Genomic DNA, 26,260 nt, shown 5'->3' with positions numbered 1-26,260 from the left:
GGTTCGCGGATGCGTTGACAGAGAGGCATCCCGTCGCCGATACCGCGCCCGGCCCGGAGCCCATGAAGCAGCGCATCTACAAGTCGGCGGTGATGGTGGTCCACGATTGCGTGGCGACCGTCCTGGCCGTGACCCTCACCTTCGTCTTTCGGTTCAACGGTGAGTTGCTCTCCGAACGCTTGCACGCGCTCCCGATTCTTCTCCCGCCTTTCGTCGGCTTCGCCGCGCTGGTCTACAGCTGGTTCAAGCTCTACCGAACCAAGTGGCGCTTCGCCTCGCTCCCCGATCTTGCCGGGATCGTACGTGCGGCGAGCGTGCTTGCCCTGACTCTTCTCGTGGTCGATTACGTGCTCGTTTCCGCGAGCATGTACGGTTTCTACTTCTTCGGAAAGATCGCCATCGCCCTGTATTGGGTGCTGCAGATCTTCCTGCTGGGCGGCACCCGGCTCGCCTTCCGCTACCTGAAATATTCTCGCTCGCGGCAGAGCCAGGCTCGCGGCGCCACGACCCCGACGCTGCTGCTGGGACGCGGCAGGGATATCGAGCTTCTCCTTCGGGCCATCGAAGCGGGCTCGGTGCGACACCTGTCCCCCAAGGGCATCCTGTCGCCGCGCAGCAACGAAACCGGACAGATCATGCGCGGCGTCCCGGTGCTCGGTGGATTTTCGGAGCTCGAACGCGTCGTCGCGAACCTCGCCGCCGAGGGATCTCCCGTGCGCCGCCTCGTCGCCGTGCCCAACGCCCTGACGCCCGAGGCCGGCCCCGACGACCTGATCGCCCGCGCCCGGCGGCTGGGCGTCCCGCTCTCTCGGGTCACGAGTCTCGGCGAGGGGATGCGCGATGCCGAACTGGCGCCCCTGGAGATCGAGGATCTGCTCCTTCGGCCCACCGTGTCCATCGACCGGCCGCGCCTGGAACGATTCCTCAAGGGAACGCGCGTCATCGTCACCGGAGGCGGCGGCTCGATCGGCTCGGAGATCGTCGCCCGGGCCGTCGCCTTCGGCGCGGCTTCGGTCCTGGTCGTGGAAAATTCCGAGCCAGCCCTCCACGGCATCCTGAGCCAGCCAGCCATTGCGGCGGCAGATGTGACCGGCGCTCTGTGCGACATCCGCGACCGGGAGCGTCTGCACGGCGTCTTCGCCGACTTCCGGCCGGATTACGTGTTCCACGCCGCTGCCCTGAAGCAGGTGCCGTATCTGGAGCGGGACTGGCCCGAGGGCATCAAGACCAACGTCCTCGGTTCCATCAACGTGGCGGATGCGACGGTCGCCGCCCGCGCCCGCGCCATGGTGATGATCTCCACCGACAAGGCCATCGAGCCGGTCTCCCAACTCGGCGTCACCAAGCGTCTGGCGGAGATGGTGGCTCAGGCTCTCGATGCCGAGCAGGCCGTCGCGCCGCAGGAAAATCCGACCCGGCTGATCGCGGTGCGGTTCGGCAACGTGCTGGGCTCCGTTGGGTCGGTGGTCCCGGTGTTCAAGGCGCAGATCGCGCGGGGCGGCCCGGTCACCGTCACCGATGCGGAGATGGTGCGCTATTTCATGACCGTGCGCGAGGCCGCCGACCTCGTTCTCACCGCCGCCTCCCACGGCGACCGCGAGGGACGCTGCCTCTCCCTGACCACCCCCGAATCCGACCAGCGCGCGGCGGTCTACGTGCTGAAGATGGGCCAGCCCGTGCGCATTCTCGATCTCGCCGAGCGCATGATCCGGCTCGCCGGATTCGAGCCCGGCGAGGATATCGAGGTGGTCTTCACCGGATCGCGGCCGGGAGAGCGCCTGAACGAAATCCTGTTCGCCCGCGAGGAGCCGCGTGTCGCCCTCGACGGGATCGACGGCGTCATGGCGGCCAAGCCCGTCTTCGCCGACAGGTCCGTGTTGGAAAGCTGGATCGCGGCGTTGAAGCGGGCGGTGGAGACCCATGACAGGGCCGCCGCCGACCTGGTGTTCGAGACCGCCATTCCGGATTATCGCAACCGGCCGAAATGCGTCCCCGAGCCGAAGCCGGCCCCGGTGACCGTGCCGGCTTAAGCTGCCGTATCGCCGCGGGACAGGGCGGCGAGCCCTTCGGAGGAGGTCTGAGCGGGCGTCCACCCCAGCGCCGACAGCCCGTCGGAACATGCTACGAGATCCCCCGACAGGCGCTCGAAGACCTCTCCCCGACCCGTCACCCGGCAGGCCAGGCCGAGCAGGCTCGGCGGACAGGGAACGAGGCCGGCGCGCCGGCCCAGGCCCGCCCTCAACGCTGCGATCATCTCGGGCAATCTCAGCGCGTCGGGTTCGGCCGCCACCAGGGAACGGCCGAGCGGCCCTCGGTGGCGCAAGACCGTAACGATGGCGGCCAACAGGTTTTCCACCGAAATCAGCGACCGGCGCCCCGTCAGACTCGCGAACGGCAGGGGATAGGGCGTGCGTGCGAGCCGCAGGAGTGCTGCCATGTTGCCCTTCACCCCCGCGCCGTAGACGAGGACCGGACGCAGGGCGACCCAGTCGATCCCGATCTCGGCCAGGGCTGCCTCGGCGGCGAGTTTCGAGCGGCCATAGGCATCCGTGGGATTTGGCCGATCGTTTTCAGTGATGGCTCCCGCCGCGCTGATTCCCGTCTGTGCCCTGATCGAGGAGAGAAACACGAAGCGCCCGACCCGCGCCTTGGCTGCGGCTTCGGCGAGACGTCGCGTCGCCTCGATGTTCGAAGAGCGGTAATCGTCCTCCGGCGTGCCGGACATGGCATGGGCGAGGCCAGCGGAATGAACGATGGCGTCGACGCCGGACAACGCCGCCGCCATGTTCATGGGACGGCTCAAATCGCCCACTACGGCCCCGCTGGCGCCGGGAGGCAGCTCGACCGGGCGGCGCAGAAGCACCCGTACCCGGTAACCCTGATCGGATAGAGAGCGCAGCAGGTGGCGGCCGATGAAGCCGGTGGCACCGGTGAGCGCGATGACGTTTCCGCTCAAGGGGCTTTTCCTCTTTGCATCGTCGAGAACTGCCGCAGCACCAGGGCGACGAGGGCCGTGCCCGCGCCCATCGCAATGAGCGTGACGAGCGGGGACGGCCAAAGCAAGGTCGTCCCCGCAAGGATCGCCAGGGCGACGTCGAGCAGGAAGACCCGGGTGACGACCTCCATCACCGAGAAGCCGTTCGTGGTGGCGCGCTGGTAGAAATGGCTGCGATGCGCCTGCCAGACTGGCTCGCCCTTGGTGGCACGGCGCAGCAGCGTCAGCGTGGCATCGGCGAGGTAGTAGAGCGGAAGCAGGATGGCGGCCGCCAGCCCGCCCTGCAGGCTCAACCGATACAGAAGCCACGCCACGAGAAGGCCGATGGGAAGGGAGCCGACATCGCCCAGGAACAGGCGGGCCACCGGGCGATTGAAGGGCGCGAATCCGATCAACGCACCGAGGAGGGATGCGGCGACGAGGGTCGGCAACGGCGGCAGACCGCCAACGAGTCCGAGGAGCATGAGCGCGCCGGTGACCGGCACCATGGCCGAGACCGTCATCCAGTCGAGACCGTCCATGAAGTTCGTCAGGTTCACGAACCACACCCCGGCCAGGACCGCGAAAGCCCGTTCGGCGGCGAGCGGCACGTCCGGGAGCAGCCGGCCATCCACGGACAGGACGAGAGCTGCCACGACGAGCGTCTGGAGACCAAGCCGGAGGGAGGCCGGCAGCGGCCGGATGTCGTCCACGGCGCCGACCACGGCGAGGATCAGGGTCGCGTGAGCCAGGACCAGCGCTTCCATCGCGTCCGGCATCGGCGGCGTCAGCGACGCAAGAAGCCCGCAGGCGGCAAGGATCGCGAAGACGATGGCGATGCCCGCACCCTGGGGCGTCGGGACGCTATGGCTCGACCGAGCGATCGGACGCGCAAGGGCGTATCGCTGTAGGAGTGGTTTCAGAAGGACAATCAGCACCGCGCTGAGGCCGGCAGCCAGCGGTACGGCGACGAGCGGCGCGAAGGGCATTGTCGTGTGAGGTTCCGCTGGTGTCGACGGGTCGTGCGCACGCCGTACTTCGCCTCACCTCGGGAGAGAAGTGCCCCGTGCTCGAGACCGTCACCTCTCCCCCGCCCGTTTCGCAGACGCCCTCCCCCGAATCGGAGAGGGATATGCGGCGCTAGAATACCGTCTCGCCACCCCTGACGGAGGAGCCGCCGATCCCGGCGGCGGCGTCCGCCTTCTCGGCGGCGCGCTTGTCGAGGGCGCGGCCCACCACCTTGGCGATGCCGATCATGATCGTGTCGAGAATGTAGTCCTTCGGCGTGTAGACCGCCGTGACACCCATGTTCTTGAGCACGAGTTCGTCCTCCGGCGAGATGATGCCGCCGACGACGAGGGGAACGTGGTCGAGGCCGGCTTCCCGCATCTTCGCCTTCACGTCGCGCACCAGCGGAACGTGGCTGCCGGACAGGATCGACAGGCCGACCACGTGGGCGCCGGTCTCCTTGGCTTTCGCCACGATCTCGGCCGGGGTCTGGCGGATGCCGTCATAGGTCACGTCGAACCCGACGTCGCGGGCACGAAGCGCGATCTGCTCGGCGCCGTTCGAATGGCCGTCGAGGCCGGGCTTGCCGACGACGAGCTTGGGCGTCTCGCCCAGGCGCTCGCCGAGATCGGCGATGAGGAGCTTGGCGTCCTCGGCGGCACCCGAGGAGATCGTCTCGAGGCTGACGCCGGTGGGGGCGCGGTATTCGCCGAAGACCTGGCGCAGGCGCGTGCCCCATTCGCCGGTGGTGACGCCGGCCTTCGCCGCCGCGATCGAGACCGGCATGATGTTGGCGCCCGAGCGCGCGGCGGCTTCGAGCTCGTCGAGGGCCTTCTCCACGGCTTTGCCGTCGCGCTTGGCCCGCCAGTCGCGGATGCGCTGCTCGGCTTCCATCTCCACCGTCTCGGAGACCGTGAAGATGGCGCCCTCCCCGGCCGTGAGAGGCGAGGGTTCACCGGTCTGGAACTTGTTGACGCCGACGACGACCTGATCGCCCGCCTCGATGGCCGAGATGCGCTTGGCGTTGGATTCCACGAGGGCGCGCTTCAGCGCCCCGGTCTCGACCGCCGCCACCGCGCCGCCGATGCCGCCGATCTCCTTGAGCGCCGCGCGGGTCTCCTCCTTGAGGGATTCGACCTTGGCGTCGATGACCTTCGAGCCGTCGAAGATGTCGTCGTACTCCAAGAGGTCTGTCTCGAAGGCGAGGATCTGTTGCATGCGCATGGACCATTGCTGGTCCCAGGGGCGCGGCAGGCCCAGAGCCTCGTTCCAGGCCGGCAGCTGCACGGCACGGGCGCGGGCGCGTTTCGACAGGGTGACGGCCAGCATCTCGATGAGGATGCGGTGGACGTTGTTCTCGGGCTGCTGCTCGGTGAGCCCGAGGCTGTTGACCTGAACGCCATAGCGAAAGATGCGCTTCTTCGGGTCGGTGATGCCGTAGCGCTCCTGGGCGATCTCGTCCCAGAGTTCCGAGAACGCCCGCATCTTGCAGATCTCGGTGACGAACCGCATGCCGGCATTCACGAAGAACGAGATGCGGCTGAACACGTCGGCGAAGCTCGCCTCGTCGAAATCGGGGTCGTCGCGCACCGTGTCGAGCACTGCGATGGCGATGGCCAGCGCGTAGGAGAGCTCCTGCACCGGCGTCGCTCCGGCCTCCTGCAGGTGGTAGGAACACACGTTCATCGGGTTCCACTTCGGCACTTCCTTGGTCGTGAACAGGATCACGTCCTTGGTCAGGCGAAGCGAGGGCGCGGGCGGGAACACATAGGTGCCGCGCGAGAGATACTCCTTGATGATGTCGTTCTGAGTGGTGCCCTGGAGGCCGGCGAAGGGCACGCCCTGCTCCTCGGCCACCGCGAGATAGAGCGACAGCAGCCACGGCGCCGTGGCGTTGATCGTCATCGATGTGTTCATCTGCGAGAGCGGGATCTGGTCGAACAACGCCCGCATGTCGCCGAGATGCGCGATCGACACGCCGACCTTGCCGACCTCGCCGCGCGCCAGTTCGTGGTCGGGATCGTAGCCGGTCTGGGTCGGCAGATCGAAGGCTACCGACAGGCCGGTCTGACCCTTGGCGAGGTTGCCCCGGTAGAGGGCGTTCGATTCCTTGGCGTTGGAATGGCCGGCATAGGTCCTGATGATCCAGGGCTTGTCGCGCTTGACCTCGGCGACGGTCGCACTCGCGCTCATTCCACTGACTCCACTCGATTCCAACGGCCGCGCCATCTCGCGCTTATTGTGCGGCACCCTATCCAAGCCTCGGGCGTCCGTCATCTGGCCGAAGGTCGGACTTCTCGGCTCATGGCTCAGAATGTTTCGAAAAATTCTAGACGCCAGGATCAAGCGAATTAAAGGACGCCGCACGACAAGGCAGATGCGAAGTCGCTCTAAAGCATTGATTTCGATGCGTAATGCGCCGAGTTTGCCAGTCTGTTGAAGCAACAATATTTTGAATACACACATTGACCCGGCCGACGGCTCCGGTGCGGAAGCGTGGTGACGGGTCATGGCCATTTAGGGGGCCTTGGAGCAGTTCAGGTTCGTCGATATAGGGTCGCTCAGAAGAATAACCGGGAGAGCCAAGATGTCGGCGAGTGCGGCCTTGAATACGACCGAGGGCAAGGACCTCTACGAGTTGGGCGAGATCCCGCCCCTCGGCCACGTTCCGGCGAAGATGTATGCCTGGGCGATCCGGCGCGAGCGTCACGGTCCGCCGGAGGAATCGATGCAGGTCGAGGTGGTGCCGACCTGGGAGATCGGCGACGACGAAGTGCTGGTCTACGTCATGGCCGCCGGTATCAACTACAACGGCGTGTGGGCCGGGCTCGGCGAGCCGATCTCCCCCTTCGACGTGCACAAGGCCGATTACCATATCGCCGGTTCGGATGCCTCGGGCATCGTCTGGGCCGTGGGCGCCAAGGTGAAGCGCTGGAAGGTCGGCGACGAGGTCATCGTCCATTGTAACCGCGACGACGGCGACGACGAGGAATGCAACGGCGGCGACCCGATGTTCTCGCCCTCGCAGCGGATCTGGGGCTACGAGACGCCGGACGGCTCGTTCGCGCAGTTCTGCAGGGTGCAGTCGCGCCAGCTGATGAAGCGGCCGCAGCACCTCACCTGGGAGGAAGGCGCCTGCTACACGCTGACCCTCGCAACCGCCTACCGCATGCTGTTCGGCCATGCTCCCCATACGGTGAAACCGGGCCAGAACGTGCTGATCTGGGGCGCCTCGGGCGGTCTCGGCGTGTTCGGCGTCCAGCTCTGCGCCGCCTCCGGTGCGAACGCCATCGCGGTGATCTCGGACGAGTCGAAGCGCGACTACGTGATGAGCCTCGGTGCCAAGGGCGTCATCAACCGCAAGGACTTCGATTGCTGGGGCCAGTTGCCGAAGGTGAACTCGCCGGAATTCCACGCCTGGACCAAGGAAGCCCGCAAGTTCGGCAAGGCGATCTGGGACATCACCGGCAAGGGCAACGACGTCGACATCGTCTTCGAGCATCCCGGCGAGGCGACCTTCCCGGTCTCGGCGCTGGTGGTGAAGCGCGGCGGCATGGTGGTGTTCTGCGCCGGCACCACCGGCTTCAACATCACCTTCGATGCCCGCTACGTCTGGATGCGCCAGAAGCGCATTCAGGGTTCGCACTTCGCCCACCTGAAGCAGGCCTCGGCCGCCAACCAGTTCGTTCTGGACCAGCGCATCGACCCGTGCATGAGCGAGGTGTTCCCGTGGGACAAGATCCCCCAGGCGCACACCAAGATGTGGAAGAACCAGCACCCGCCCGGCAACATGGCCTGCCTCGTCAACGCTCCCCGCGCCGGCCTGCGGACGCTGGAAGACGTGATCGAGGCCGGTCCCCTGAAGCGCTGAGGTCGAGAACCGTGCTCAGCGCTTGCCGCCCTCGGCGGGCAGGTGCTGGGCATAGGCCTCGCGCTCTTCGCGCTCCTTGATCAGATCGGCATAGGCCTGGCGCATTTCCGGTGACACGGAAACGCTCCGGGCCTTTTCCTTTTTGCGCTTGGGCGCCTTCTTGAACTGATTCGCGGTCTCGTTCATCGCGTCATCCCGGTCCTTGATCGCGGCTACCATAAGCGGCTTCGACGACTGCGGCGAGACAGGCTTACCGCCAACCGCACGCGGTGCTAAACATCGCTCTGGATTCTTTTCGGCCGACGAAAGCACCGTGTGCCCTGCCCTTCCACCTCAGGACGAGGTTCATAGCCGGGGAGACGAGCGCGGAACTCTCAACCACCCGGACTTCGAGCATCATGGAAAAGTTCACGACCCTGACCGGCGTTGCCGCGCCGATGCGCATCACCAACGTCGATACTGACCGGATCATCCCGAAGCAGTATCTCAAGACGATCAAGCGCACCGGGCTGGGCAAGGGCCTGTTCTCCGAGATGCGCTACAACGACGACGGCTCCGAGAACCCTGATTTCGTCCTCAACCAGCCGGCCTATCGCAACGCCAAGGTGTTGGTGGCCGGCGACAATTTCGGCTGCGGCTCGTCGCGGGAACACGCGCCCTGGGCGCTCGCCGACTTCGGCATCCGCTGCATCATCTCCACGAGCTTTGCCGACATCTTCTTCAACAACTGCGCCAAGAACGGCATCCTCGCCATCATCGTCTCGCCTCAGGATCTGGAGAAGCTGTTCGACGATGCCGAGCGCGGCGCCAACGCCACCCTGACGATCGATCTGGAAAGCCAGACCATCAAGGGGCCGGATGGCGGCACCCTGCATTTCGACATCGATTCCGGGCGCAAGGAGAGCCTGCTCAACGGGCTCGACGAGATCGGCCTGACCCTCAAGCGCGCGCCCAAGATCGACGCCTACGAGGAGAAGCTCGCCGCGCGCGGATTTGCCTGAGCGCCAGCATCATCACGGTTCGTTTACCATGCGCGCGGCTTAAAGGTCGGGAAACGCCGAAACCCGCCGGGAGACCGCCCATGACGTCGCGCGCGAAGCTGACCGCCCTCCTCTGCCTCGCGAGTGCGGCAGCGTCCGTCCCGGCTAAGGCCGACTTCCGCTCCTGCCTCGCCTCGCTTCAGGCGGAGGCGGCCTCGCAGGGGATCTCGGCCCAGACCTTCCGCGCGGCGACCGACGGCATCGCCTTCGACGACAAGGTCATCGAACTCTCCCAGGCGCAGCCCGAATTCAAGACGCCGATCTGGGACTACATGGCTGCCCTCGTCGACGAGGAACGCGTGGACGACGGCAAGGCGGCGATGAAGCAGCACGGCCAGGCCCTCGCCAATGCGGAGGCGCGCTACGGCGTCGACCGCTACACCATTGCCGCCGTCTGGGGCGTCGAATCGAACTTCGGCAAGAACCTCGGCAAGATGCCGCTGGTTCAATCCTTCGCCACCCTGATCTGCTCGAATCACCGCCGCGCGGGCTTCTTCAAGGGCGAGCTGATGGCGACCCTGAAGATCATCGAGCGCGGCGACATCGACCCGTCCCGCCTCACGGGGTCATGGGCCGGCGCCTTCGGCCAGACCCAGTTCATGCCCACCACCTATCAGCGCCTCGCCGTCGACGGTGACGGCGACGGGCGTCGCGACCTCGTGGATTCGGTGCCCGACGCGGTGGCCTCCACCGCCAACTTCCTACGCGTGGCCAAATGGTCGAACGGCCAACCCTGGGGCTACGAGGTGCGTGTGCCGAAGGGCTTCAATGCCGGGGCCGCCGGGCGCAAGAACAAGCACGCGGTGGCGCATTGGGCCTCCATGGGGGTCACCCGGATCGACGGACGCCCGCTTTCCGGGGACGGCCCTGCCGGCATCCTGCTCCCGGCCGGCATCAACGGTCCGGCTTTCCTGGTGACCCGGAATTTCGACGCGCTCTATTCCTACAATGCCGCCGAATCCTATGGTCTCGCCATCGCGGTGCTGTCCGACCGCCTGCGCGGTCGCTCGGGCGTCCAGGCGGGATGGCCCACCGACGATCCGCCCCTGTCGCGCGCCGAGCGCCGCGATCTTCAGACCCGACTGGCGGCTCGGGGCTATGACGTGGGCGAGCCGGACGGCAAGGTCGGCGCCAAGACCCGCGACGCGATCAAGGCCATCGAGCGCGAGCTCGGCATGCCGCAGACCGGGCGGCCGGGCGGCAAGGTGCTTGAGGCTTTGCGCCGGGGATAGTGGTGCGAAGGGGTCGGGACATCCTCGTTCGATCGGCCGACCCGACCTCCGATGCGCCCTTTCCGGGACGCTGATGAAGCTGACCCCTCATCCGAGGCGGCGCCGGTCGCTGCCTCCGGCTGTGACGCCCAAGGCTTCGGCCGGAAGGAATGTTTCCGACGACGTCTTCTCATCACTTGAACTCAAGCGGCGTGATCGCTTTTGTAAGATGACGCCGATATCTACCGTTATTTATCGAGATCGCTTCCGGAAGTAAAAACTCGATTTACTTTGCTATGTGCCGTCATCTTACCGACGATCTTTTTTATTGTGCTTTGGCGGGACCACGTTCGGATCGAGTCATGCGGTTAATCCGCCTCTCCGAACGCAATGTCTCGCATTTCCTCATGGCCCGTGTGACGCCGCACCCTGTTCGCGGACTGGGCTGTTTGGCGTAGGATTAGGCATTATTGGCCGCTCGTTGATCCTTATGTAGCTTAAACATGCACTAAGGAAAATCATGTTGTATAAATATGTAGCAATTGCCGCCGTGCTCATTATAGCGACGGCTTCCTCGGCTGCGGTTGCCCAGACGGCGGGGAAGCGCGGCGTTCAACAGCGTCACCAAGATATCGACGCGACTCATGCGATCGACCAGCGCTATGAGCCGTCGCGGATGTTGAGCCCTGCGCCGAAGCAAGACATGAAAATGATCCCCTTCCCCCGTGGCGGGCGGATGGAAATGATCCTCGTGCCGGCCAATCCGTCTTCGTAACTGTTGCAATCGAGGATGGGGTGGGTCGAGCATGTCTCGGGATACGAGACTGGTTTGGGATGGATGCCGATGCGGCGTCCATCCGCCAACGAAAAAGGCCGGGCAATGCCCGGCCTTTCGCAATTCTGACGGGTCGCGCCGAAGATCTTACTCGGCAGCGGTCTTTGCAGCGGACTTCGCGGCCTTCTCGGCCTTGCGGGCGTCCTTGTTGGCCTTCGAGGCATCGGCCTTGGCGGCCTTCTCGGCGGGACGGTCGGCGCGCTCGACGATACGGGCCGACTTACCGCGGCGGTCGCGCAGGTAATACAGCTTGGCGCGACGCACCTTGCCGCGACGCACGACGGCGATCGAATCGATCATCGGCGAGTAGACCGGGAAGACGCGCTCGACGCCCTCGCCGTAGGAAATCTTGCGGACGGTGAAGCTCTCGTTGAGGCCGCCACCGGAGCGCGCGATGCACACGCCTTCATAGGCCTGCACGCGGGTGCGCTCGCCTTCCTTCACCTTGACGTTCACGGTCACCGTGTCGCCGGGCTGGAAGTCGGGAATGGTCTTGCCGAGCGCAGCGATCTGCTCCTGCTCGAGCTGCTGGATGATGTTCATGGTCAAGTTCCTGCCGGTGCGCGCCCGCGATCCCAGGAGGGGAATGCGTGCGTCAGGATTTCGGCATCCTGTTTTGAGTTGCCGCGGGCCATACAGGAAGCATCGACGCTTGTCGACATCCCACACAGCGAAAGCGCGTCTGCGGGCATGACCGCGGAGGTGTGCAGGTTGAGAAAATCCCGCGCGCGGTCCACATGAATACAGAGGCGCGGGCCATTCCCCGCGCCCTTCCCGGCCGGCCTTGAACCGGCGCAGTGGACGAGGATACATCAAAGCCATGTTCATCCAGACCGAAGCCACCCCGAACCCCGCCACCCTGAAGTTCCTTCCCGGCCGCGTGGTCCTGCCCGAATCGACTTTCGAGGCGCGCGACGTCGAATCCGCCGCGCGCTCTCCCCTGGCGCAGCGCCTATTCGACGTACCCGGAGTCGCGGGCGTGTATTTCGGCCATGACTTCATCTCGGTGACGAAGACCGAGAACGAGCATGGCTGGCCGCAGGTGAAGCCCGCGATCCTCGGTGCGATCATGGAGCACTTCCAGTCGGGCGCCCCGGTCCTGGCCGAAGGCGTCGTCCTCGGCGGCGACGATGCGGAGGAGTTCTACGACGAGGCGGACCACGACACCGTCGTCACCATCAAGGACCTCCTCGAGACTCGCGTGCGCCCGGCCGTGGCCAGCGATGGCGGCGACATCACCTTCCGCGGCTTCAAGGAGGGCGTGGTCTACCTGGAAATGAAGGGCGCCTGTTCCGGCTGCCCGTCCTCCACCGCCACCCTCCGGCACGGCGTGCAGAACCTGTTCAAGCACTTCCTCCCCGAGGTGCGCGAGGTCCAGGCGGTCTGATCGCCGTCGCAAGCGCGCAACACCCCGCGTCCTTCGTCTCTTTCGAGGCCGCCCCGCGCTGACGGGGCGGCCTTTTCCGTCGTAAACTCACGCGCCCGACGGGCATCCCGATCTGGAGTGACGTTGCGTATCCTGGCTATCGACACGGCGCTCGACGCCTGCTCCGTCTGCATCGCGACGGATCTCTCCGACGATCTCCTCGCCGAAGAATCCATGACGCTGGCCCGTGGCCATGCCGAGGCGCTGCTTCCTATGCTCGAACGCGTGATGGCGCGGGTGGAGGGCGGGTTCGAGAGCCTCGACCGGGTCGCCGTCACCGTCGGTCCCGGGAGCTATACCGGTCTGCGCGTCGGCCTGTCGGCCGCCCGGGCCGTCGGGCTCGCGGCACAGATTCCGGTGGTCGGCGTCACCACCCTCTCGGGCCTCCTGGCACCGCTCCTCGCCACGAACGGCCAGGGCCTGATCGCGGCCGCGATCGATGCCCGGCACGGCTCCGTCTATTTTCAGGCCATGAACATGGCGGAAGGCATCGTCGTGCCTCCCAGCCTGTTGCGGCTCGAGGAAGCGGCCGATCACGTCGGCCGTGATGCCGTCACCCTCGTGGGGTCCGGTGCGCACGCTCTGTCGGGCTTGCTCAGGTCCCGCGGCATCGCCGCGACGGTCAGCGATGCCGGCCCGCCGCAGATCGCCTGGATCGCCTCCCTCGGCATGCTGGCCGACCCCGCCCAAGCCCTGGCACGCCCGCTCTATCTGCGCGGACCGGATGCCACTCCCCAGGATCACGCGAGGCTGGCCCGTCGATGATTCGTCCCGTCTCTCCGCTCTGGGCTCTCGATTGGTGGCTGGCCTGGTGGGACGCCTGGGGTGGCGAGCCCTATGTCACGCCCCTGCGCGATTCCTCCTCCGCCGCCGCCCTCGCCCGCCTCCATGCCACCGCCTTCGCCCGGCCGTGGGACGCCCATGAATTCGAGCGGATGCTGTGCGAGCGCTCCACCGAGGCCCATGCCCTGTGGCGGGCCGGTTCGATCCAGGGCTTCATCCTCTCGCGCCGCGTGGCCGACGAGGCCGAAATTCTCACCGTCGTCCTGGCGCCTGCCGTGCGCGGTGGGGGCCTGAGCCACAAGCTCGTGCGTGAGCATCTCGGGCATCTGGCGTTGAGCGGCGTGCGCAACGTCCATCTCGAGGTCGACGAGGGCAACGCCGCCGCCCTGAAGCTCTATGCCCGTCACGGGTTCAAGCAGGTCGGCGAGCGGACGGGGTATTATGCCCGCCCCGATGGCAGCCGCGCCACCGCCTTCACCATGACGGCGTCCCTGTCGTGAGCCGCGATTCGTGATTGGCTGCGGGCGATGACGCGTCTCGGCACCGTCTTCCGGCTCCTGATCTGCGTCCTCGCCTTCGCGGTGCTGGTCGGGCCGCACGTCCTCAGCCTCAGGTTCGGGCGGGGGCGCATCGCCGCGCATACGCCGACCTACTTCCACCGGATCTTCCTGGCGCTGTTCTCGGTGAGGGTGACGCAGAGTGGCACGCCGCCGGCCCTCGGCGAGCCAGCCCTCGTCCTGTCCAACCACATCTCCTGGCTCGATATCCTCGTCCTCGGGTCGCTGCGGCCGCTCTCGTTCGTGGCGAAATCGGAGATTTCCGGCTGGCCCGTGGTGGGAACCCTGGCCCGGCTCCAGCGCACCGTCTTCATCGACCGGGCGCGCCGCGCGGCCACCGCCAGCGTCAACGCCACGGTGGCGAGCCGGTTGACCGACGGCGATCTCATCGTCCTCTTTGCCGAGGGCACCACGGGCGATGGAACGCGGCTGCTGCCGTTCCGCTCCTCCCTGGTGGGGGCCGCCCGCGCCGCCATCGATGCCGAGGGCGGCACTCGCGACCGTGTCCGGCTCCAGCCCCTCGCCCTCACCTATCCGCGCCGCAACGGCCTGCCCGTGGTCCGCTCGGAGCGGCCGGGCATCGCCTGGTACGGCGACATGGAGCTCGCGCCGCATCTCGCGGTCTTCCTCCGGGACGGTCCGATCGACGTCCACGTGGTCTGGGGCGATCCCATCGCCTTCGAGGCCGGCACCGACCGCAAGCGCGCCACCGCCATGGCCGAGGCCTCGGTGCGCAGGGCGATGCAGGCCTCGGTGACGGGACGCTGGGAGAGCGGGGCGGCGGTTCGGTCGGTTCCGCCACCCGGCACCGAGACGTTGCCTGCCTCGAATATCGCCGCCTGAAACCCTTCAGGCGCCGGTGATCGACGGTTCGATGGCCGCAAAAGCGTCGGCATCCCGAGATCATTCGGCCAACGATGTTGATGGTCGCCATGCGTGTCTGCGGCGCAGCAAGACGTCACGGCCTTCGTCCAAGGTCAGTCTTTGTCGCGGTCGCGCGTAGAGTGTCGTGGGGAAGCGACGGGCCGGGTGAAACGTGGTAGCACCGCCGACAGCAATGGGCGTCCGAGCGACGCCCGGGGTTCATACGGTGCTGGAACGGTCGCGTTGAAGAAAGCCTTCGTCAAATCCTACGGCTGCCAGATGAACGCCTACGATGCGGGCCGCATGTCGGACCTGCTCGCCAGCCAAGGCTATGCCGCCACGGAGAGCGTCGAGGAGGCGGATGTCGTCGTCCTCAACACCTGCCACATCCGCGAGAAGGCCGCCGACAAGGTCTATTCCGAACTCGGGCGCCTGCGCGTTCTGAAGACGGCCCGCGCCGAGGCCGGCCGGGACACCCGGATCGTGGTGGCCGGCTGCGTCGCGCAGGCCGAAGGCAAGGAGATCCTGGCGCGGGCGCCCTCGGTCGACGTGGTCGTCGGCCCGCAGAACTACCATCGCCTGCCCGATCTCCTCACCCGCTCCGCCTCGACGCGCGTGGTGGACACGGAGTTTCCCGTCGAGGACAAGTTCGACCACCTGCCCATCCGCCGGACGGCCGCCGTATCCTCCTTCCTCACCGTGCAGGAAGGCTGCGACAAGTTCTGCGCCTTCTGCGTCGTGCCCTATACGCGCGGAGCCGAGGTCTCGCGCTCCGTGGAGGCGATCCTGGACGAGGCGCGCAAACTCGTTCGGGGCGGCGCGCGCGAACTCACGCTGATCGGGCAGAACGTCAACGCCTATCACGGGGCCGGGGCCGACGGCGTTCCGGTGACGCTTCCCGCTCTGATGCGCGCTCTCGAGTCGATCCCCGGCCTCCTGCGCCTGCGCTATACCACGAGCCACCCCAACGACATGGCCGATGACTTGGTCCGGGCACATGGGGAGATCGCCGCGTTGATGCCCTACCTGCATCTCCCGGTGCAGTCGGGCTCCACCCGCGTACTGCAGGCGATGAACCGCAAGCATACGGGCGACGAGTATCGCCGGCTCATCGAGCGCGTGCGCCGGGTCCGGCCGGATATCGCCCTGTCCTCCGACTTCATCGTCGGGTTTCCCGGTGAGACCGACGTGGAGTTCGACGAGACGATGCGCCTCGTGGCCGAGATCGGCTTCGCGTCGGCCTATTCGTTCAAGTACAGCCCGCGCCCCGGTACGCCGGCCGCCGAGCGCGAGGACGCCGTGCCCGAGGCCGTGAAGTCCGAGCGCCTCGCAGCCCTCCAGGCCTTGCTCGATGACCAGCGCCACGCCTTCAACGCGTCCGCCGTGGGCCATGTCGTCGAGGTGCTGGTGGAGAAGGCCGGCCGCCATCCGGGGCAGGTGGCCGGCAAGACGCCGCATCTTCTGCCCGTCCAATTCGATGCTCCGGCCGCTACCATCGGTACGGTCGTGCCCGTGCGCGTGGTCCGGGCCGGGTCGAACAGCCTGTTCGGCGAAGCCGTCACCGACGAGGCGGCGGCCGCTTGAAAGCGCGCATGCCACGGAAACGCACCTCCGCCCCGGGCGACGGGCCGGCCGCGTCATGCCGTTCTCAATTCACTCGCAACACTCGCGAGACCCACAGCAAGGAGACTCTGCGTGCCGGCATCTGACGGTCTGAGTGGACGGGGGGCGCCCTTGCGGGGGCGTGGGCCAGCGGCGCGGATAGGTGAGATCGTGGAGACGGTGGACGTATCGCTGACCTTCGACGACAACCGGCTCGCGAGCCTCGTCTTCGGCCAGTACGATCAGAACGTGGCCCATATCGAGCGGCGCCTCGCCGTCACCGCCACGGCCCTGGGCAACCACCTCGTGGTGAAGGGGCCGCCGGATTCCGCCGAGAAGGCGCGCAAAGTCTTCGAGCGGCTCTATGCCCGCGTGACGGCGAGCGGCACCGCTCTGACCCTCGGCGATGTCGACGGCGCGATCCAGGAGACGACGCTTCAGGGCAACCTCTTCCCCACCGCCGAAGTGAGTGCCGAGCCGGACCGTCCGCATTTCGACCAGATCGCCACGCGCAAGCGCGGCGCCGTGCGAGCCAGGAACGCGGCGCAGGACACCTACATCAAGCTCCTTCGCAACCACGAACTCGTCTTCGCCGAAGGCCCCGCCGGCACCGGCAAGACCTGGCTCGCGGTGGGCTACGCGGTGTCCCTGCTGGAACAGGGCCATGTGGAACGGCTGATTCTGTCCCGCCCCGCCGTCGAGGCCGGTGAGCGCCTCGGTTTCCTGCCCGGCGACATGCGCGAGAAGGTCGATCCCTACCTGCGCCCGATCTACGACGCTCTCTACGACTTCATGGAGGCACGGCACGTGGACCGGAGCCTGCAGACCGGCGTCATCGAGATCGCGCCCCTGGCCTTCATGCGCGGCCGGACCCTGACGAACGCGGTGGTCCTGCTCGACGAGGCCCAGAACACCACCTCGATGCAGATGAAGATGTTCCTCACGCGTCTCGGCGAGAACTCGCGCATGATCATCACCGGTGATCCGAGCCAGGTCGATCTCCCACCCGGCCAGAAATCCGGCCTCGTCGAGGCCGTGAACATCCTCGACGGCGTCGAGGGGATCGGCCGGGTCATCTTCCGCGACGTCGACGTGGTGCGCCATGACCTCGTTCGCCGCATCGTGACGGCCTATGAGACCGCCGCCCATGGCGAAGGCGGCGCGGATCGCTCGCCCACGTCCCGCCGCCGTCCCCTGGCCTGACGCCGATGCCCGAGATCGAATCCGAGATCGACGTCGCCGTCGAAGACCCGCGCTGGGAATCCGTGGTGCCGGACCTCGAAGCCTTCGTCGTCCGTGCGGTCGAGGCGGGGATCGCCATCGCCCCGGACGCGCCGGATCATCCGGTGGAGGTGAGCGTGCTCCTCACCACCGACGCCGTGGTCCAGGACCTGAACCGCACCTGGCGCGGCAAGGACAAGCCCACCAACGTCCTGTCCTTTCCTGCCCCGCCGCAACCCGCCCATGCCGGTGTCGCGGTGCCCCTCGGCGATGTCGTTCTTGCGTATGACACGATGCTGCGCGAGAGTGCCGAGCAGGGAAAACCGCTTCAAGATCACCTCGCGCACCTTCTGATCCATGGCACTCTTCATCTTCTCGGCCAGGACCACGAGACCGGCGACGCGGATGCGAACGCCATGGAGGCCTTGGAGACCGAAGCCCTGCACGGCCTCGGTATTCCCGACCCTTATGCCGACTGAGGGGCGATTCCGCCCGCAATCCCAGATCAGAGAGACATGACGAACGATCGAAGTCGCGGCGCGGCTCTGGCTGCGCCCAGTAGCGGTGACGGTGAGGCGCAGGCGCGCGAGCCCTGGTACGACCGCCTGCTGCACGCCTTCCATCTCCGGCCGCGCGATTCGTTGCGCGACGACATCGAGGATGCACTGGCCGAACCCGATTCGGGAGAGAAAGTGTTCTCCCCCCTCGAGCGGGCCATGCTCAAGAACGTCCTCGGGCTGCACAAGGTGCGGGTGGACGACGTAATGATTCCGCGTGCGGACATCGTCGCCGTCTCCATGGAGACGAGCCTCGGCGATCTGCTCAAGCTCTTCCGTACCGCCGGCCATTCGCGCCTGCCGGTCTACGGCGAGACCCTCGACGACCCGCGCGGCATGGTCCACATCCGCGACTTCGTCGATCACATCGCCGCCAAGGCCGAAGCGACCCCCCGTCGTCCGAGCGCCGCCGTCGCCAGTGCCCTCCCCGACACGTCGGGCGATGTCGTCGCCGTCGTGCCCCCGCGCCCGCGCCGGAGCACCCGCGCGTTGAAGGCGCTCAACCTCGGCAATGTCGATCTCTCGGCGACCCTGGCTTCGACCCGGATCCAGCGTCCCGTCCTGTTCGTTCCGCCGTCCATGCCCGCCATCGACCTCCTGGTGCGAATGCAGGCGACGCGCACGCATATGGCCCTGGTCATCGACGAATATGGCGGGACCGACGGGCTCATCTCCATCGAAGACCTCATCGAGATGGTGGTCGGCGATATCGAGGACGAGCACGACGTGGCCGAAGGCCATCTGGTTCAGCGCGTCGAGGGCGATGCCGACGTGTTCATCGCCGATGCCCGCGCCGGACTCGCCGAGGTATCCGAGGTGAGCGGCGTCGATCTCGTCGCCGCGGTGGGCGAGATGGCCGAGGAGATCGACACGATCGGCGGCCTCATCGTCACGCTCGCCGGACGCGTACCCTCGCGGGGCGAACTCATCACCGGGCCGGGCGACCTCGAATTCGAGGTGCTCGACGCCGACCCGCGCCGGGTGAAGCGGCTGCGGCTGCATCGCGGCCCGATGAAGATCGCTCCGCTGATACCCCTGGCCCTTCCGCCGCCGAGCAGCGGTCCGATCGCCGAAGCCTCGTAGCGCCTCGTTCCGGATCGAGCGCCCCGGATCCTGCGCCAGGCTTTCGTCTCACATCAGCTTTTCCCGAAACGTGACGGTCACGTCTCGGGCTGATGCTTCAGCCGGGATGACCCGAAGATGAGCTACGCCTTCGACGGTGCCGGGTCGCCCCAAGCGCCCCTGCGCGGAAGCGCGACGGGGCCGCTCGCTCACCTCGCGCAATGGATCATGCTCACCTCCGGCTGGCGCCGCCTGCTCGTTGCGGCCGCCGCGGGCGCCGTCGGCGCATTGGCGATGCCGCCTTTCGGTGCCTTGCCCGCCCTCGTCGTTTCGCTGAGCATCGCCGTCTGGCTGATCGACGGGGCGGCGACGGGGCGGCGGGGCAATCGCGGTGCCGTCCTCGCCTGCGCCTTCATCGGCTGGGCCTGGGGCTTCGGCTATCTCACCGCAGGCCTGTGGTGGCTTGGCTCCGCCTTCCTGGTGGAAGCCGACGAATTCCTGTGGGCCCTGCCCCTCGGTGTCATCGGTCTGCCCGCCGTACTGGCGCTGTTCTATGCGGTGGGGTTCGCGCTGGCGCGGCTGCTCTGGTCGCCTGGATTTTCGCGCATCGCCGCCCTCGCCATCGGTCTTTCCGCTTGCGAATGGTTGCGCGGCCACCTCTTCACCGGGTTTCCCTGGAACACGCTCGGCATGGCGCTCGGGCAGAACCTGTGGCTGATGCAATCCGCATCGGCGATCGGGCTCTATGGACTCACGCTTCTGGCCGTCCTGATCGGAGCCGCGCCCGCCACCCTCGCCACGGGCGAGACGGCGCGCGGGCGCTACGGTCCGGCCCTGGTCGCCTGTGCCGGACTGGCGGTGATGGCCCTCATCGGCGCCGCGCGCCTGCCCGCGACCCCTACGGCCACGGTGCCGGGGGTGCGTCTGCGGCTGGTGCAGCCGAACCTCAACCAGGACGCCAAGTTCCGGCCCGAGAACCGGGCGGACATCATCGACTGGTACATCGGCCTCAGTGATCGCGCCGCCGCCCCGGACCGGAGCGGCATCGCCGACGTCACCCATGTGATCTGGCCGGAATCGGCGTTTCCGTTCCTAATCCAGCGCGACCCGGAATCCCTGGCAAGAATCGCCGCCGCCTTTCCGGCCGGGCGGCAACTCATCACCGGCGCGGCCCGCGCCGAGGAGCCGTTGCCCAACGAGCGCCCGCGCTTCTTCAACTCTATCCTGACGATCTCGTCCGGTCCGAAGCTCGGCGACATCTACGACAAGGTTCATCTCGTCCCGTTCGGCGAGTATCTGCCGGGTCCCCTCGACGCCGCCCTGAGGGCAGTGGGCCTGCGCCAGTTCGTAGCGATCCCCGGCGGATTCACGCCCGGCAGCCGCTCCGGCCAGCGTCTCCTCGACGTGACCGGCCTTCCCCCCGTCGTCGCCACCATCTGCTACGAGGCGATCTTTCCGGGCGAGATACTGCCCGGACACGCGCCCGACGGTCCGGCGCCCGTGCCGGGGCTGATCCTGAACCTCACCAACGACGCCTGGTTCGGTGATACGCCGGGTCCGCGCCAGCACTTCGCACAGGCGCGGTTGCGGGCCGTGGAGGAAGGATTGCCCCTGGTGCGCGACGCCAATACCGGCATCTCGGCGGTGGTCGACCCGTATGGACGCATCACCGCGAGCCTGCCCGTGGGTGTCGAAGGCATCCTCGACGCGGACCTTCCCGTCCGATTGCCCGGCCGCACAGTCTACGCCGTTCTGCGTGACCTGCCCTTCACCGGGATGCTTGCCGGCCTCGGCCTCATCGCCCTCCTGGTAAGGCGCCGCATCGCGTGACCGAACCCACATTCCGAAACGCCCGCCCGGTCCTCGTCGGGCTCGGGATGATGCTGGTCGCGTTCAACATGCGCCCTGCCCTCACCAGCGTCGGCCCCCTGCTCGATTCCATCCGCGCCGAGACTGGCCTGACCGCCGCGGGGGCGGCGTTCCTGACGACCCTGCCGGTCCTGTGCCTCGGCCTCGCCTGCGTGCTCGGCCCGGTCGTGGTGCGGCGGACGGGGGCGGAGCGTGGTGTACTGGTCGCGATCCTGGTCATCGCCCTCGGCTCGGCCCTGCGCGGGCTCGGAGGGCTCCCTCCCCTCTTTGCCGGGGCCTGTATCGCGGCCGTCGGAATCGGCCTTGCCGGCGTCCTGTTGCCCGGTTTGGTGAAGCGCGACTTCTCCGGGCAGGCCGGGTTGATGACCGGACTCTACACGATGGTCCTCTGTCTCGGTGCGGCGACGGGCGCCGGATCGGCGGTGCCCCTGGCCGATGCCTTCGGAGGCTGGACGCGGGCGATGGCGGTCTGGGCCGTGCCGGCCGTGGCGGCGGCCATCGCCTGGATCGTCTTCGTGCCGCACCGCGAGAAGGGGCCACCGCCCGCCCGCCGCCGCCCGCTCTGGCACGATTCCCTCGCCTGGCAGGTCACCGGCTTCATGGGCCTGCAATCGTCCCTCGCCTACATCACCTTCGGCTGGCTTCCGGTCGTGCTGCAGAGCCGTGGCCTGTCGGCGGTGGAGGCCGGATTCGTCTCCTCCATCATGAGCATCGGGCAGGCGCCGAGTGCCCTAATCGTGCCGGCTTTCGCCGCACGGCTGCGGGACCAGCGCGGTATCGCGATCGCCCTTCTCATCCTGTCGGCGGCGAGCTTCCTGGCTCTGGTCGATGGACCAGTCGCACTCGTTCTCCCGTTCGGCATCGGCCTCGGTCTCGGGATCGGAGGCTTGTTCGGCCTCGCCCTCACCATCGTGGTGTTGCGCGCCCGTGACGCCGTCGGCGCGGCCGACCTCTCGGCGATGTCCCAGGCGGTGGGCTATTCCATCGCCGCCCTCGGCCCTCTGGGATTCGGCTTGGCGCACGACCTGTTCGGCGGCTGGGGCGTCTCGGCCGGTCTGTTTTGCGCCATTGCCCTGGCGTCCGGAATCTTCGCCCTCGGCGCGGGCCGCGACCGGAAGGTCGGAGCGCCTCCCGCCGCGGAATGACCCCATAAAAAATCCCCGCGATCACGGAGATCGCGGGGAGGTCATGGCTCAGTCCTAGCGCGCTGAGCTTACTCGGCTGCGACGCGGTGGGCGTGGCTGCCGTCCGTGTAGGTCTCGGCCTGGAGACGCTTGCCCGGAGCCGCGCGGCCCGGAAGCGGCGGCAGGGCCTTGGCCTTCTCCAGATCGATGCCGGCACCTTCGGCGACGCGACGGCCGTAATCCTCGTCGGCATGCCAGAAGTGCCAGACCATCCGCAGCTGGATGGGCTCCGGGCACTGCTTCATGTCGCCGACGAGATTGGCGATCAGGTCGTCACGCTCCCAATCCTGGAAAGAACGGTAGCGGATGCCGGCCTGGGTGTAATCGTCCTCGGTGCGCGAGGTCTGGTAGCGGCCGAGCTGGCCCTGGACCGGCTGGTGATAGTCCTTGGCGGGCTTCGGAGCTTCGCGCAGGCCCTCGGCCAGGGTCGAGGGCTCGTAGTTGATGTGCCGGTTCGGGCCGGTGCCGTCGACCGAATAGGTCATCTGGCCGTCACGCTGGTTCGAATAGACCTTCACGCCGGGCTGCGGCGCATTGATCGGCAGCTGCAGGTAGTTGGCGCCGACGCGGTAACGCTGGGTGTCCGAGTAGGACAGCGTCCGGCCCTGGAGCATCTTGTCGTCCGAGAAGTCGATGCCGTCCACGAGCACGCCGGTGCCGAAGGCCGACTGCTCGACTTCCGCGAAGAAGTTGTCCGGCACGCGGTCCAGCACCATGCGGCCCACGGGCAGAAGCGGGAAGTCCTCGACCGGCCACAGCTTGGTGTCGTCGAGGGGATCGAACGACAGGTGGTCGTTCGGGCCGTCCGGCATGATTTGCACGCAGAATTCCCACTCGGGGAAGTTACCCTTGGAGATGTTGTCGTAGAGGTCGCGGGTCGCGTGACCGACATCCTTGGCCTGGATCTCGGAGGCCTGGGCCGAGGTCAGGTTGCGGATGCCCTGCTTGGGCTCCCAATGGAACTTGCAGAGCACGGCTTCGCCCTGGTCGTTGACCAGCTTGTAGGTGTTGACGCCCGAGCCCTCCATCTCGCGATAGTTGGCGGGAATGCCCCAGGGCGACTTCAGATGCGTCACCATGTGGATGGCTTCGGGATGCTGAGACACGAAGTCGAAGAAGCGCCATGGCTCCTGACGGTTCGTCACCGGGTCCGGCTTGAACGCATGGATCATGTCGGGGAACTTGATCGCGTCGCGGATGAAGAAGACCTTGAGGTTGTTGCCCACGAGATCCCAATTGCCGTCGACGGTCTTGAACTTCACCGCGAAGCCGCGCGGGTCGCGCTCGGTCTCGGGGCTCTCCTTGGCGCCGGCCACGGTGGAGAAGCGCACGAACATCGGCGTCTTCACGCCGGTCTCGTTCAGCACGCGGGCACGGGTATACTTGGAAGCCGGCTCGTTGCCGATCTTGCCGTAGGCTTCGAAATAGCCATGGGCGCCGGCGCCGCGGGCATGGACGACGCGCTCGGGAATACGCTCACGGTCGAAATGAGTGATCTTCTCGATGAACTGATAGTTCTCGAGGGTCGCCGGTCCCCGCTCGCCGACCGTGCGCGTGCTCTGGTTGTCACGGACCGGATGGCCCTGGCGGGTGGTCAGTATCGGGCGTTGATCGCTCATGCGGGACTCTCTCCTGAAATGTCGGGACGATCCGGATCGGGCATGCGGCGCCGCTACGCCATCCTGGAATCGTTCTGAGACACCCTTATGAACCGCGCCGGATCGTTTGGCTAATGCATCGTCGCAAAGGCTGCGATAGATAGAGCCTATGAACGTATCGGGTCTGTCCCTCCGGGATCTGGAATATGCCGTGGCCGTGGCCGACGAGAGCCACTTCGGCCGGGCGGCCGAACGCTGCAACGTCAGTCAGCCCACGTTGAGTGTGCAGGTGCGCAAGCTCGAAGAGGCCCTGGGCGTCGTCCTGTTCGAACGCGGCAACCGGCGGGTCATGCTGACACCGGCGGGACAGAGCATCGTCCGGCAGGCGCGCACGGTTCTGGCGGAGGCGCAACGCCTGCTGGCCCTGGCGAGCGAAGGGCGCGGCGCGCCGCTCACCGGCCGCCTCGTCCTCGCGGCGATCCAGACCCTCGGCCCCTACCTGTTCCCGCTCGTGCTTCGGACGTTGAGGCAGGAATTTCCCGTCCTGTCCCTGGCGCTGAGCGAGGCCAGGACCGCGGAGATCCTGGAAGGCCTGCGTGACGGGCGGATCGATGCCGCGTTGATCTCCCTGCCGGTACCGACCTCCGGTCTCACCGTCTCGCCTCTGTTCATCGAGCCGTTCCTGCTGGCCTGCCCCGCCGACCATGCCCTCGCCCAGGGGGGAGCGTTGCGGGCGACGGATATCGCCGGGCCGGACCTGCTTCTCCTCGACGAAGGCAACTGCCTGCGCGATCAGGCGGTCGCCGCGTGCGGCGCCGGCTCGGTGGCGGGCCGCCACGCCACCTCTCTCGAGACCCTGCGCTCGATGGTGGCCGCCGGCGCAGGCTACACCCTCCTCCCCGCCCTCGCCGTGCCGGCCGGGGCCGATGCCAGCGGCCTCACCGTGACGCGCAGCTTCGATGTGGATGGACCGGGCCGCACCATCGCGCTCGCCTGGCGGTCCAGCGATCCCCGCGCCGCCGGCCTGTCGCATCTGGCGGGCTTCTTCAGGGCGCATGCCCCCGCCGGGACCGCGGCGTTTCGCGACGATGCCGGGGCGAACCGTGACAGTGGCGCCGATCCGGTGTAACGGCGGGCACTTCCCAACTATCGGTTTCCCGTGCTCAGCCCGCGCTCCCTCGGCCTCTGGACGGCGCTCGTCGCCGCCTCGGCCGCCATCGCCTACGGCCTCACGCTGGCACAGTTCCCGGCGGCGCTCCTCCTGGGGCCGATGCTCGTGGCCATCGCCTTCGGGGTCGGCGGGGCGAGCCTGTCACTGGCGCGGCCCGGGTTCCAGGCGGCGCAGGCCATCATCGGCTGCCTCGTCGCCAAGGCGGTCACCGCCGACATCGTCGGGACGCTCCTTGATGACGGATTGCTGATCCTCGCCGTGGTGCTCGTCACCGTGATGGCCGGCGCCCTCGTGGGCTGGGCATTGACCCGCCTGCGGATCCTTCCCGGCAGCACCGCCGCCTGGGGCTCCTCCCCCGGTGGGGCCGCCGCCATGACGGCCATGGCCGAGGAATACGGCGCGGACCCGCGCCTCGTGGCCTTCATGCAATACGTCCGCGTCGCCGCCGTCGTCCTCTCGGCCTCCGTGGTCGCCCGCATCCTCACCGATACGTCGACCACCGCGAAGGCCGCGTCCCTGGCCGATACCGGCATCCTGCCGGTTCTCGCCACTCTCGCGGTCGCTGGGATCGGCGTCGCGCTTGCCCGGCTCCTGCGCCTGCCGGCGAGCGCCCTCGTCGGGCCGATGATCCTGGGCGCCGTCCTCCATGCCACGGGCCTCGTCTCGATGGCCCTGCCTGAACCGCTCCTCGACCTCGCCTATGCCTGTATCGGCTGGTATGTCGGTCTGCGCTTCACGGCGCAGACCTTGCGCGAGACATTCGCCGCCCTGCCGGGCATCCTCGTCGCCACCTTCGCCGTCATCGCCCTGTGCGGCGGCTGGGCCTACGGCCTTACCTTCCTGCTGCCGGTGGACTTCCTCACGGCGTTTCTCGCCACCAGTCCGGGCGGGCTCGATTCCGTGGCAATCATCGCGGTGGGCTCCAAGGCCGACGTGTCCTTCGTCCTGGCCGTGCAGACCCTGCGCCTGTTCGTGGTGCTCCTCACCGGCCCCCTTCTCGCGAAATGGATCGCCCGCGGCGCTCCCGCGGACCGCTGACCCCATGCACGCGCTCTATCTCGCCTTCCTCAATTCCTGGCGCGGCCTCGTCTTCGGCGCCCGGACCGAACGGGCCCTGCGCCTGGAACTCGTCCTGCTGGTGATCGGAATTCCCGCCGCGTTGCTGATGGGGGCGACGCTCTGGGTTCGCGTGGCGCTGCTGGCGAGCCTGCTCGTGATGCTGGCGGCGGAGTTTCTGAATACGGCGATCGAGAAGCTCTGCGACCACCTCCACCCCAATCGCCATGTCAGGATCGGCGTCGTGAAGGACCTCGCCTCCGCGGGCGCCTTCATGGCGCAGGCTCTGGTGGCCCTGGTGTGGCTGGCGGCCGCCATCGACAGATTCTTCTAAAGCCGTCGCTCCCTCGCCATCTCCGCGATGGGCGGCG

24 protein-coding genes are annotated in these 26,260 nt (G+C 67.4%); 18 read left to right on the top strand and 6 right to left on the bottom strand.

The window, feature by feature from the left end:
- Positions 1–62: 62 nt before the first annotated feature.
- Positions 63–2,030 (top strand): SDR family NAD(P)-dependent oxidoreductase, encoded by a 1,968-nt coding sequence (locus tag A3OM_RS0103635; RefSeq protein ID WP_018042363.1) that lies wholly within the window; start codon positions 63–65, stop codon positions 2,028–2,030.
- Here A3OM_RS0103635 and A3OM_RS0103630 read toward each other — a convergent pair.
- The 3 genes from A3OM_RS0103630 to A3OM_RS0103620 all read right to left on the bottom strand — a co-directional run bounded on the left by A3OM_RS0103630 (position 2,027) and on the right by A3OM_RS0103620 (position 6,175).
- Entirely contained in the window at positions 2,027–2,956 is a 930-nt protein-coding gene (locus A3OM_RS0103630) for an NAD-dependent epimerase/dehydratase family protein (protein ID WP_018042362.1), read from the bottom strand. The two genes, A3OM_RS0103635 and A3OM_RS0103630, sit on opposite strands and share 4 nt — an antisense overlap.
- A complete protein-coding gene (locus A3OM_RS0103625; protein WP_018042361.1) occupies positions 2,953–3,963 on the bottom strand; it encodes a glycosyltransferase family 4 protein in 1,011 nt (336 codons plus the stop codon). The genes A3OM_RS0103630 and A3OM_RS0103625 overlap by 4 nt, the downstream gene beginning before the upstream one ends.
- Positions 3,964–4,114: 151 nt before the next feature.
- Positions 4,115–6,175, bottom strand: coding sequence for a protein meaA (locus A3OM_RS0103620; RefSeq protein WP_018042360.1), 2,061 nt, complete (start codon positions 6,173–6,175; stop codon positions 4,115–4,117).
- Positions 6,176–6,569: 394 nt separating this feature from the next.
- Here A3OM_RS0103620 and ccrA point away from each other — a divergent pair, with 394 nt between their 5' ends.
- Positions 6,570–7,853, top strand: coding sequence for a crotonyl-CoA carboxylase/reductase (gene ccrA / locus A3OM_RS0103615; RefSeq protein ID WP_018042359.1), 1,284 nt, complete (start codon positions 6,570–6,572; stop codon positions 7,851–7,853).
- A gap of 15 nt (positions 7,854–7,868) precedes the next feature.
- Here ccrA and A3OM_RS26045 read toward each other — a convergent pair whose 3' ends face one another.
- Positions 7,869–8,039, bottom strand: coding sequence for a hypothetical protein (locus tag A3OM_RS26045; protein ID WP_187273293.1), 171 nt, complete (start codon positions 8,037–8,039; stop codon positions 7,869–7,871).
- A gap of 212 nt (positions 8,040–8,251) precedes the next feature.
- Between A3OM_RS26045 and leuD the strand changes: the two genes are divergently transcribed.
- The 3 genes from leuD (at position 8,252) to A3OM_RS0103595 (ending at position 10,879) form a co-directional block, all read left to right on the top strand.
- Positions 8,252–8,854 carry a 3-isopropylmalate dehydratase small subunit gene (gene leuD, locus A3OM_RS0103605; RefSeq protein WP_018042357.1) on the top strand — a complete coding sequence of 201 codons (603 nt, stop codon included), beginning with the start codon at positions 8,252–8,254 and terminating at the stop codon, positions 8,852–8,854.
- An 80-nt stretch (positions 8,855–8,934) separates the two neighbouring features.
- The gene (locus A3OM_RS0103600; protein ID WP_018042356.1) at positions 8,935–10,125 is read left to right on the top strand and encodes a lytic murein transglycosylase; all 1,191 of its coding nucleotides are present in this window, start codon (positions 8,935–8,937) and stop codon (positions 10,123–10,125) included.
- 499 nt (positions 10,126–10,624) lie between these two features.
- On the top strand, positions 10,625–10,879 hold the full coding sequence (locus A3OM_RS0103595) for a hypothetical protein (protein WP_018042355.1): 255 nt from the start codon (positions 10,625–10,627) through the stop codon (positions 10,877–10,879).
- A 147-nt stretch (positions 10,880–11,026) separates the two neighbouring features.
- On the opposite strand, the gene rplS is transcribed toward A3OM_RS0103595, so the two are convergent.
- On the bottom strand, positions 11,027–11,482 hold the full coding sequence (gene rplS / locus A3OM_RS0103590; RefSeq protein ID WP_018042354.1) for a 50S ribosomal protein L19: 456 nt from the start codon (positions 11,480–11,482) through the stop codon (positions 11,027–11,029).
- Between the two features lie 277 nt (positions 11,483–11,759).
- Between rplS and A3OM_RS0103585 the strand changes: the two genes are divergently transcribed.
- From A3OM_RS0103585 to A3OM_RS0103540, 10 genes are all read left to right on the top strand, one after another.
- Positions 11,760–12,326 carry a NifU N-terminal domain-containing protein gene (locus A3OM_RS0103585; protein ID WP_018042353.1) on the top strand — a complete coding sequence of 189 codons (567 nt, stop codon included), beginning with the start codon at positions 11,760–11,762 and terminating at the stop codon, positions 12,324–12,326.
- A 123-nt stretch (positions 12,327–12,449) separates the two neighbouring features.
- A complete protein-coding gene (gene tsaB, locus A3OM_RS0103580; protein ID WP_018042352.1) occupies positions 12,450–13,130 on the top strand; it encodes a tRNA (adenosine(37)-N6)-threonylcarbamoyltransferase complex dimerization subunit type 1 TsaB in 681 nt (226 codons plus the stop codon).
- Positions 13,127–13,648, top strand: a complete 522-nt coding sequence (locus A3OM_RS0103575; protein WP_018042351.1) for a GNAT family N-acetyltransferase — start codon at positions 13,127–13,129, stop codon at positions 13,646–13,648. Before tsaB ends, A3OM_RS0103575 begins: the two co-directional genes overlap by 4 nt.
- A 27-nt stretch (positions 13,649–13,675) precedes the next feature.
- Positions 13,676–14,548: a lysophospholipid acyltransferase family protein gene (locus A3OM_RS0103570; protein ID WP_018042350.1), complete on the top strand. Its 873-nt coding sequence runs from the start codon at positions 13,676–13,678 to the stop codon at positions 14,546–14,548.
- Positions 14,549–14,812: 264 nt separating this feature from the next.
- Positions 14,813–16,153 carry a tRNA (N6-isopentenyl adenosine(37)-C2)-methylthiotransferase MiaB gene (gene miaB / locus A3OM_RS0103565; protein ID WP_018042349.1) on the top strand — a complete coding sequence of 447 codons (1,341 nt, stop codon included), beginning with the start codon at positions 14,813–14,815 and terminating at the stop codon, positions 16,151–16,153.
- A gap of 150 nt (positions 16,154–16,303) precedes the next feature.
- On the top strand, positions 16,304–17,374 hold the full coding sequence (locus A3OM_RS0103560; protein WP_085984207.1) for a PhoH family protein: 1,071 nt from the start codon (positions 16,304–16,306) through the stop codon (positions 17,372–17,374).
- A 5-nt stretch (positions 17,375–17,379) separates the two neighbouring features.
- Positions 17,380–17,871, top strand: a complete 492-nt coding sequence (gene ybeY, locus A3OM_RS0103555; RefSeq protein ID WP_018042347.1) for an rRNA maturation RNase YbeY — start codon at positions 17,380–17,382, stop codon at positions 17,869–17,871.
- A 36-nt stretch (positions 17,872–17,907) separates the two neighbouring features.
- Complete coding sequence (locus A3OM_RS0103550; RefSeq protein WP_018042346.1) at positions 17,908–19,032, top strand: hemolysin family protein; 1,125 nt, start codon at positions 17,908–17,910, stop codon at positions 19,030–19,032.
- Positions 19,033–19,149: 117 nt separating this feature from the next.
- Positions 19,150–20,841: an apolipoprotein N-acyltransferase gene (gene lnt / locus A3OM_RS0103545; protein ID WP_018042345.1), complete on the top strand. Its 1,692-nt coding sequence runs from the start codon at positions 19,150–19,152 to the stop codon at positions 20,839–20,841.
- Complete coding sequence (locus A3OM_RS0103540; protein WP_043764295.1) at positions 20,838–22,025, top strand: MFS transporter; 1,188 nt, start codon at positions 20,838–20,840, stop codon at positions 22,023–22,025. The genes lnt and A3OM_RS0103540 overlap by 4 nt, the downstream gene beginning before the upstream one ends.
- 68 nt (positions 22,026–22,093) lie before the next feature.
- Here A3OM_RS0103540 and A3OM_RS0103535 read toward each other — a convergent pair whose 3' ends face one another.
- Positions 22,094–23,683, bottom strand: a complete 1,590-nt coding sequence (locus tag A3OM_RS0103535; RefSeq protein WP_018042343.1) for a catalase — start codon at positions 23,681–23,683, stop codon at positions 22,094–22,096.
- Between the two features lie 148 nt (positions 23,684–23,831).
- Between A3OM_RS0103535 and A3OM_RS0103530 the strand changes: the two genes are divergently transcribed.
- The 3 genes from A3OM_RS0103530 to A3OM_RS0103520 are packed head-to-tail and all read left to right on the top strand — an operon-like array spanning position 23,832 to position 26,223.
- The gene (locus A3OM_RS0103530) at positions 23,832–24,791 is read left to right on the top strand and encodes a LysR substrate-binding domain-containing protein (RefSeq protein WP_018042342.1); all 960 of its coding nucleotides are present in this window, start codon (positions 23,832–23,834) and stop codon (positions 24,789–24,791) included.
- Positions 24,792–24,821: 30 nt separating this feature from the next.
- Positions 24,822–25,871, top strand: a complete 1,050-nt coding sequence (locus tag A3OM_RS0103525) for an AbrB family transcriptional regulator (RefSeq protein ID WP_018042341.1) — start codon at positions 24,822–24,824, stop codon at positions 25,869–25,871.
- A 4-nt stretch (positions 25,872–25,875) separates the two neighbouring features.
- A complete protein-coding gene (locus A3OM_RS0103520; protein ID WP_018042340.1) occupies positions 25,876–26,223 on the top strand; it encodes a diacylglycerol kinase in 348 nt (115 codons plus the stop codon).
- Positions 26,224–26,260 lie beyond the last annotated feature (37 nt).

Source organism: Methylobacterium sp. 88A, assembly GCF_000376345.1.
GTDB classification, from domain to species: Bacteria; Pseudomonadota; Alphaproteobacteria; order Rhizobiales; family Beijerinckiaceae; genus Methylobacterium; species Methylobacterium bullatum.
This window is presented reverse-complemented; position numbering and strand designations above follow the sequence as displayed.

Bases quoted from the DNA above. Each gene is read 5' to 3' on its own strand.
- A3OM_RS0103635 (WP_018042363.1), top strand. From the start codon at position 63: ATGAAGCAGCGCATCTACAAGTCGGCGGTGATGGTGGTCCACGATTGC.
- A3OM_RS0103625 (WP_018042361.1), bottom strand. From the start codon at position 3,963: ATGCCCTTCGCGCCGCTCGTCGCCGTACCGCTGGCTGCCGGCCTCAGC.
- A3OM_RS0103620 (WP_018042360.1), bottom strand. From the start codon at position 6,175: ATGAGCGCGAGTGCGACCGTCGCCGAGGTCAAGCGCGACAAGCCCTGG.
- ccrA (WP_018042359.1), top strand. From the start codon at position 6,570: ATGTCGGCGAGTGCGGCCTTGAATACGACCGAGGGCAAGGACCTCTAC.
- A3OM_RS26045 (WP_187273293.1), bottom strand. From the start codon at position 8,039: ATGAACGAGACCGCGAATCAGTTCAAGAAGGCGCCCAAGCGCAAAAAG.
- leuD (WP_018042357.1), top strand. From the start codon at position 8,252: ATGGAAAAGTTCACGACCCTGACCGGCGTTGCCGCGCCGATGCGCATC.
- A3OM_RS0103600 (WP_018042356.1), top strand. From the start codon at position 8,935: ATGACGTCGCGCGCGAAGCTGACCGCCCTCCTCTGCCTCGCGAGTGCG.
- A3OM_RS0103595 (WP_018042355.1), top strand. From the start codon at position 10,625: ATGTTGTATAAATATGTAGCAATTGCCGCCGTGCTCATTATAGCGACG.
- rplS (WP_018042354.1), bottom strand. From the start codon at position 11,482: ATGAACATCATCCAGCAGCTCGAGCAGGAGCAGATCGCTGCGCTCGGC.
- A3OM_RS0103585 (WP_018042353.1), top strand. From the start codon at position 11,760: ATGTTCATCCAGACCGAAGCCACCCCGAACCCCGCCACCCTGAAGTTC.
- A3OM_RS0103575 (WP_018042351.1), top strand. From the start codon at position 13,127: ATGATTCGTCCCGTCTCTCCGCTCTGGGCTCTCGATTGGTGGCTGGCC.
- A3OM_RS0103570 (WP_018042350.1), top strand. From the start codon at position 13,676: ATGACGCGTCTCGGCACCGTCTTCCGGCTCCTGATCTGCGTCCTCGCC.
- ybeY (WP_018042347.1), top strand. From the start codon at position 17,380: ATGCCCGAGATCGAATCCGAGATCGACGTCGCCGTCGAAGACCCGCGC.
- A3OM_RS0103550 (WP_018042346.1), top strand. From the start codon at position 17,908: ATGACGAACGATCGAAGTCGCGGCGCGGCTCTGGCTGCGCCCAGTAGC.
- lnt (WP_018042345.1), top strand. From the start codon at position 19,150: ATGAGCTACGCCTTCGACGGTGCCGGGTCGCCCCAAGCGCCCCTGCGC.
- A3OM_RS0103535 (WP_018042343.1), bottom strand. From the start codon at position 23,683: ATGAGCGATCAACGCCCGATACTGACCACCCGCCAGGGCCATCCGGTC.
- A3OM_RS0103530 (WP_018042342.1), top strand. From the start codon at position 23,832: ATGAACGTATCGGGTCTGTCCCTCCGGGATCTGGAATATGCCGTGGCC.
- A3OM_RS0103520 (WP_018042340.1), top strand. From the start codon at position 25,876: ATGCACGCGCTCTATCTCGCCTTCCTCAATTCCTGGCGCGGCCTCGTC.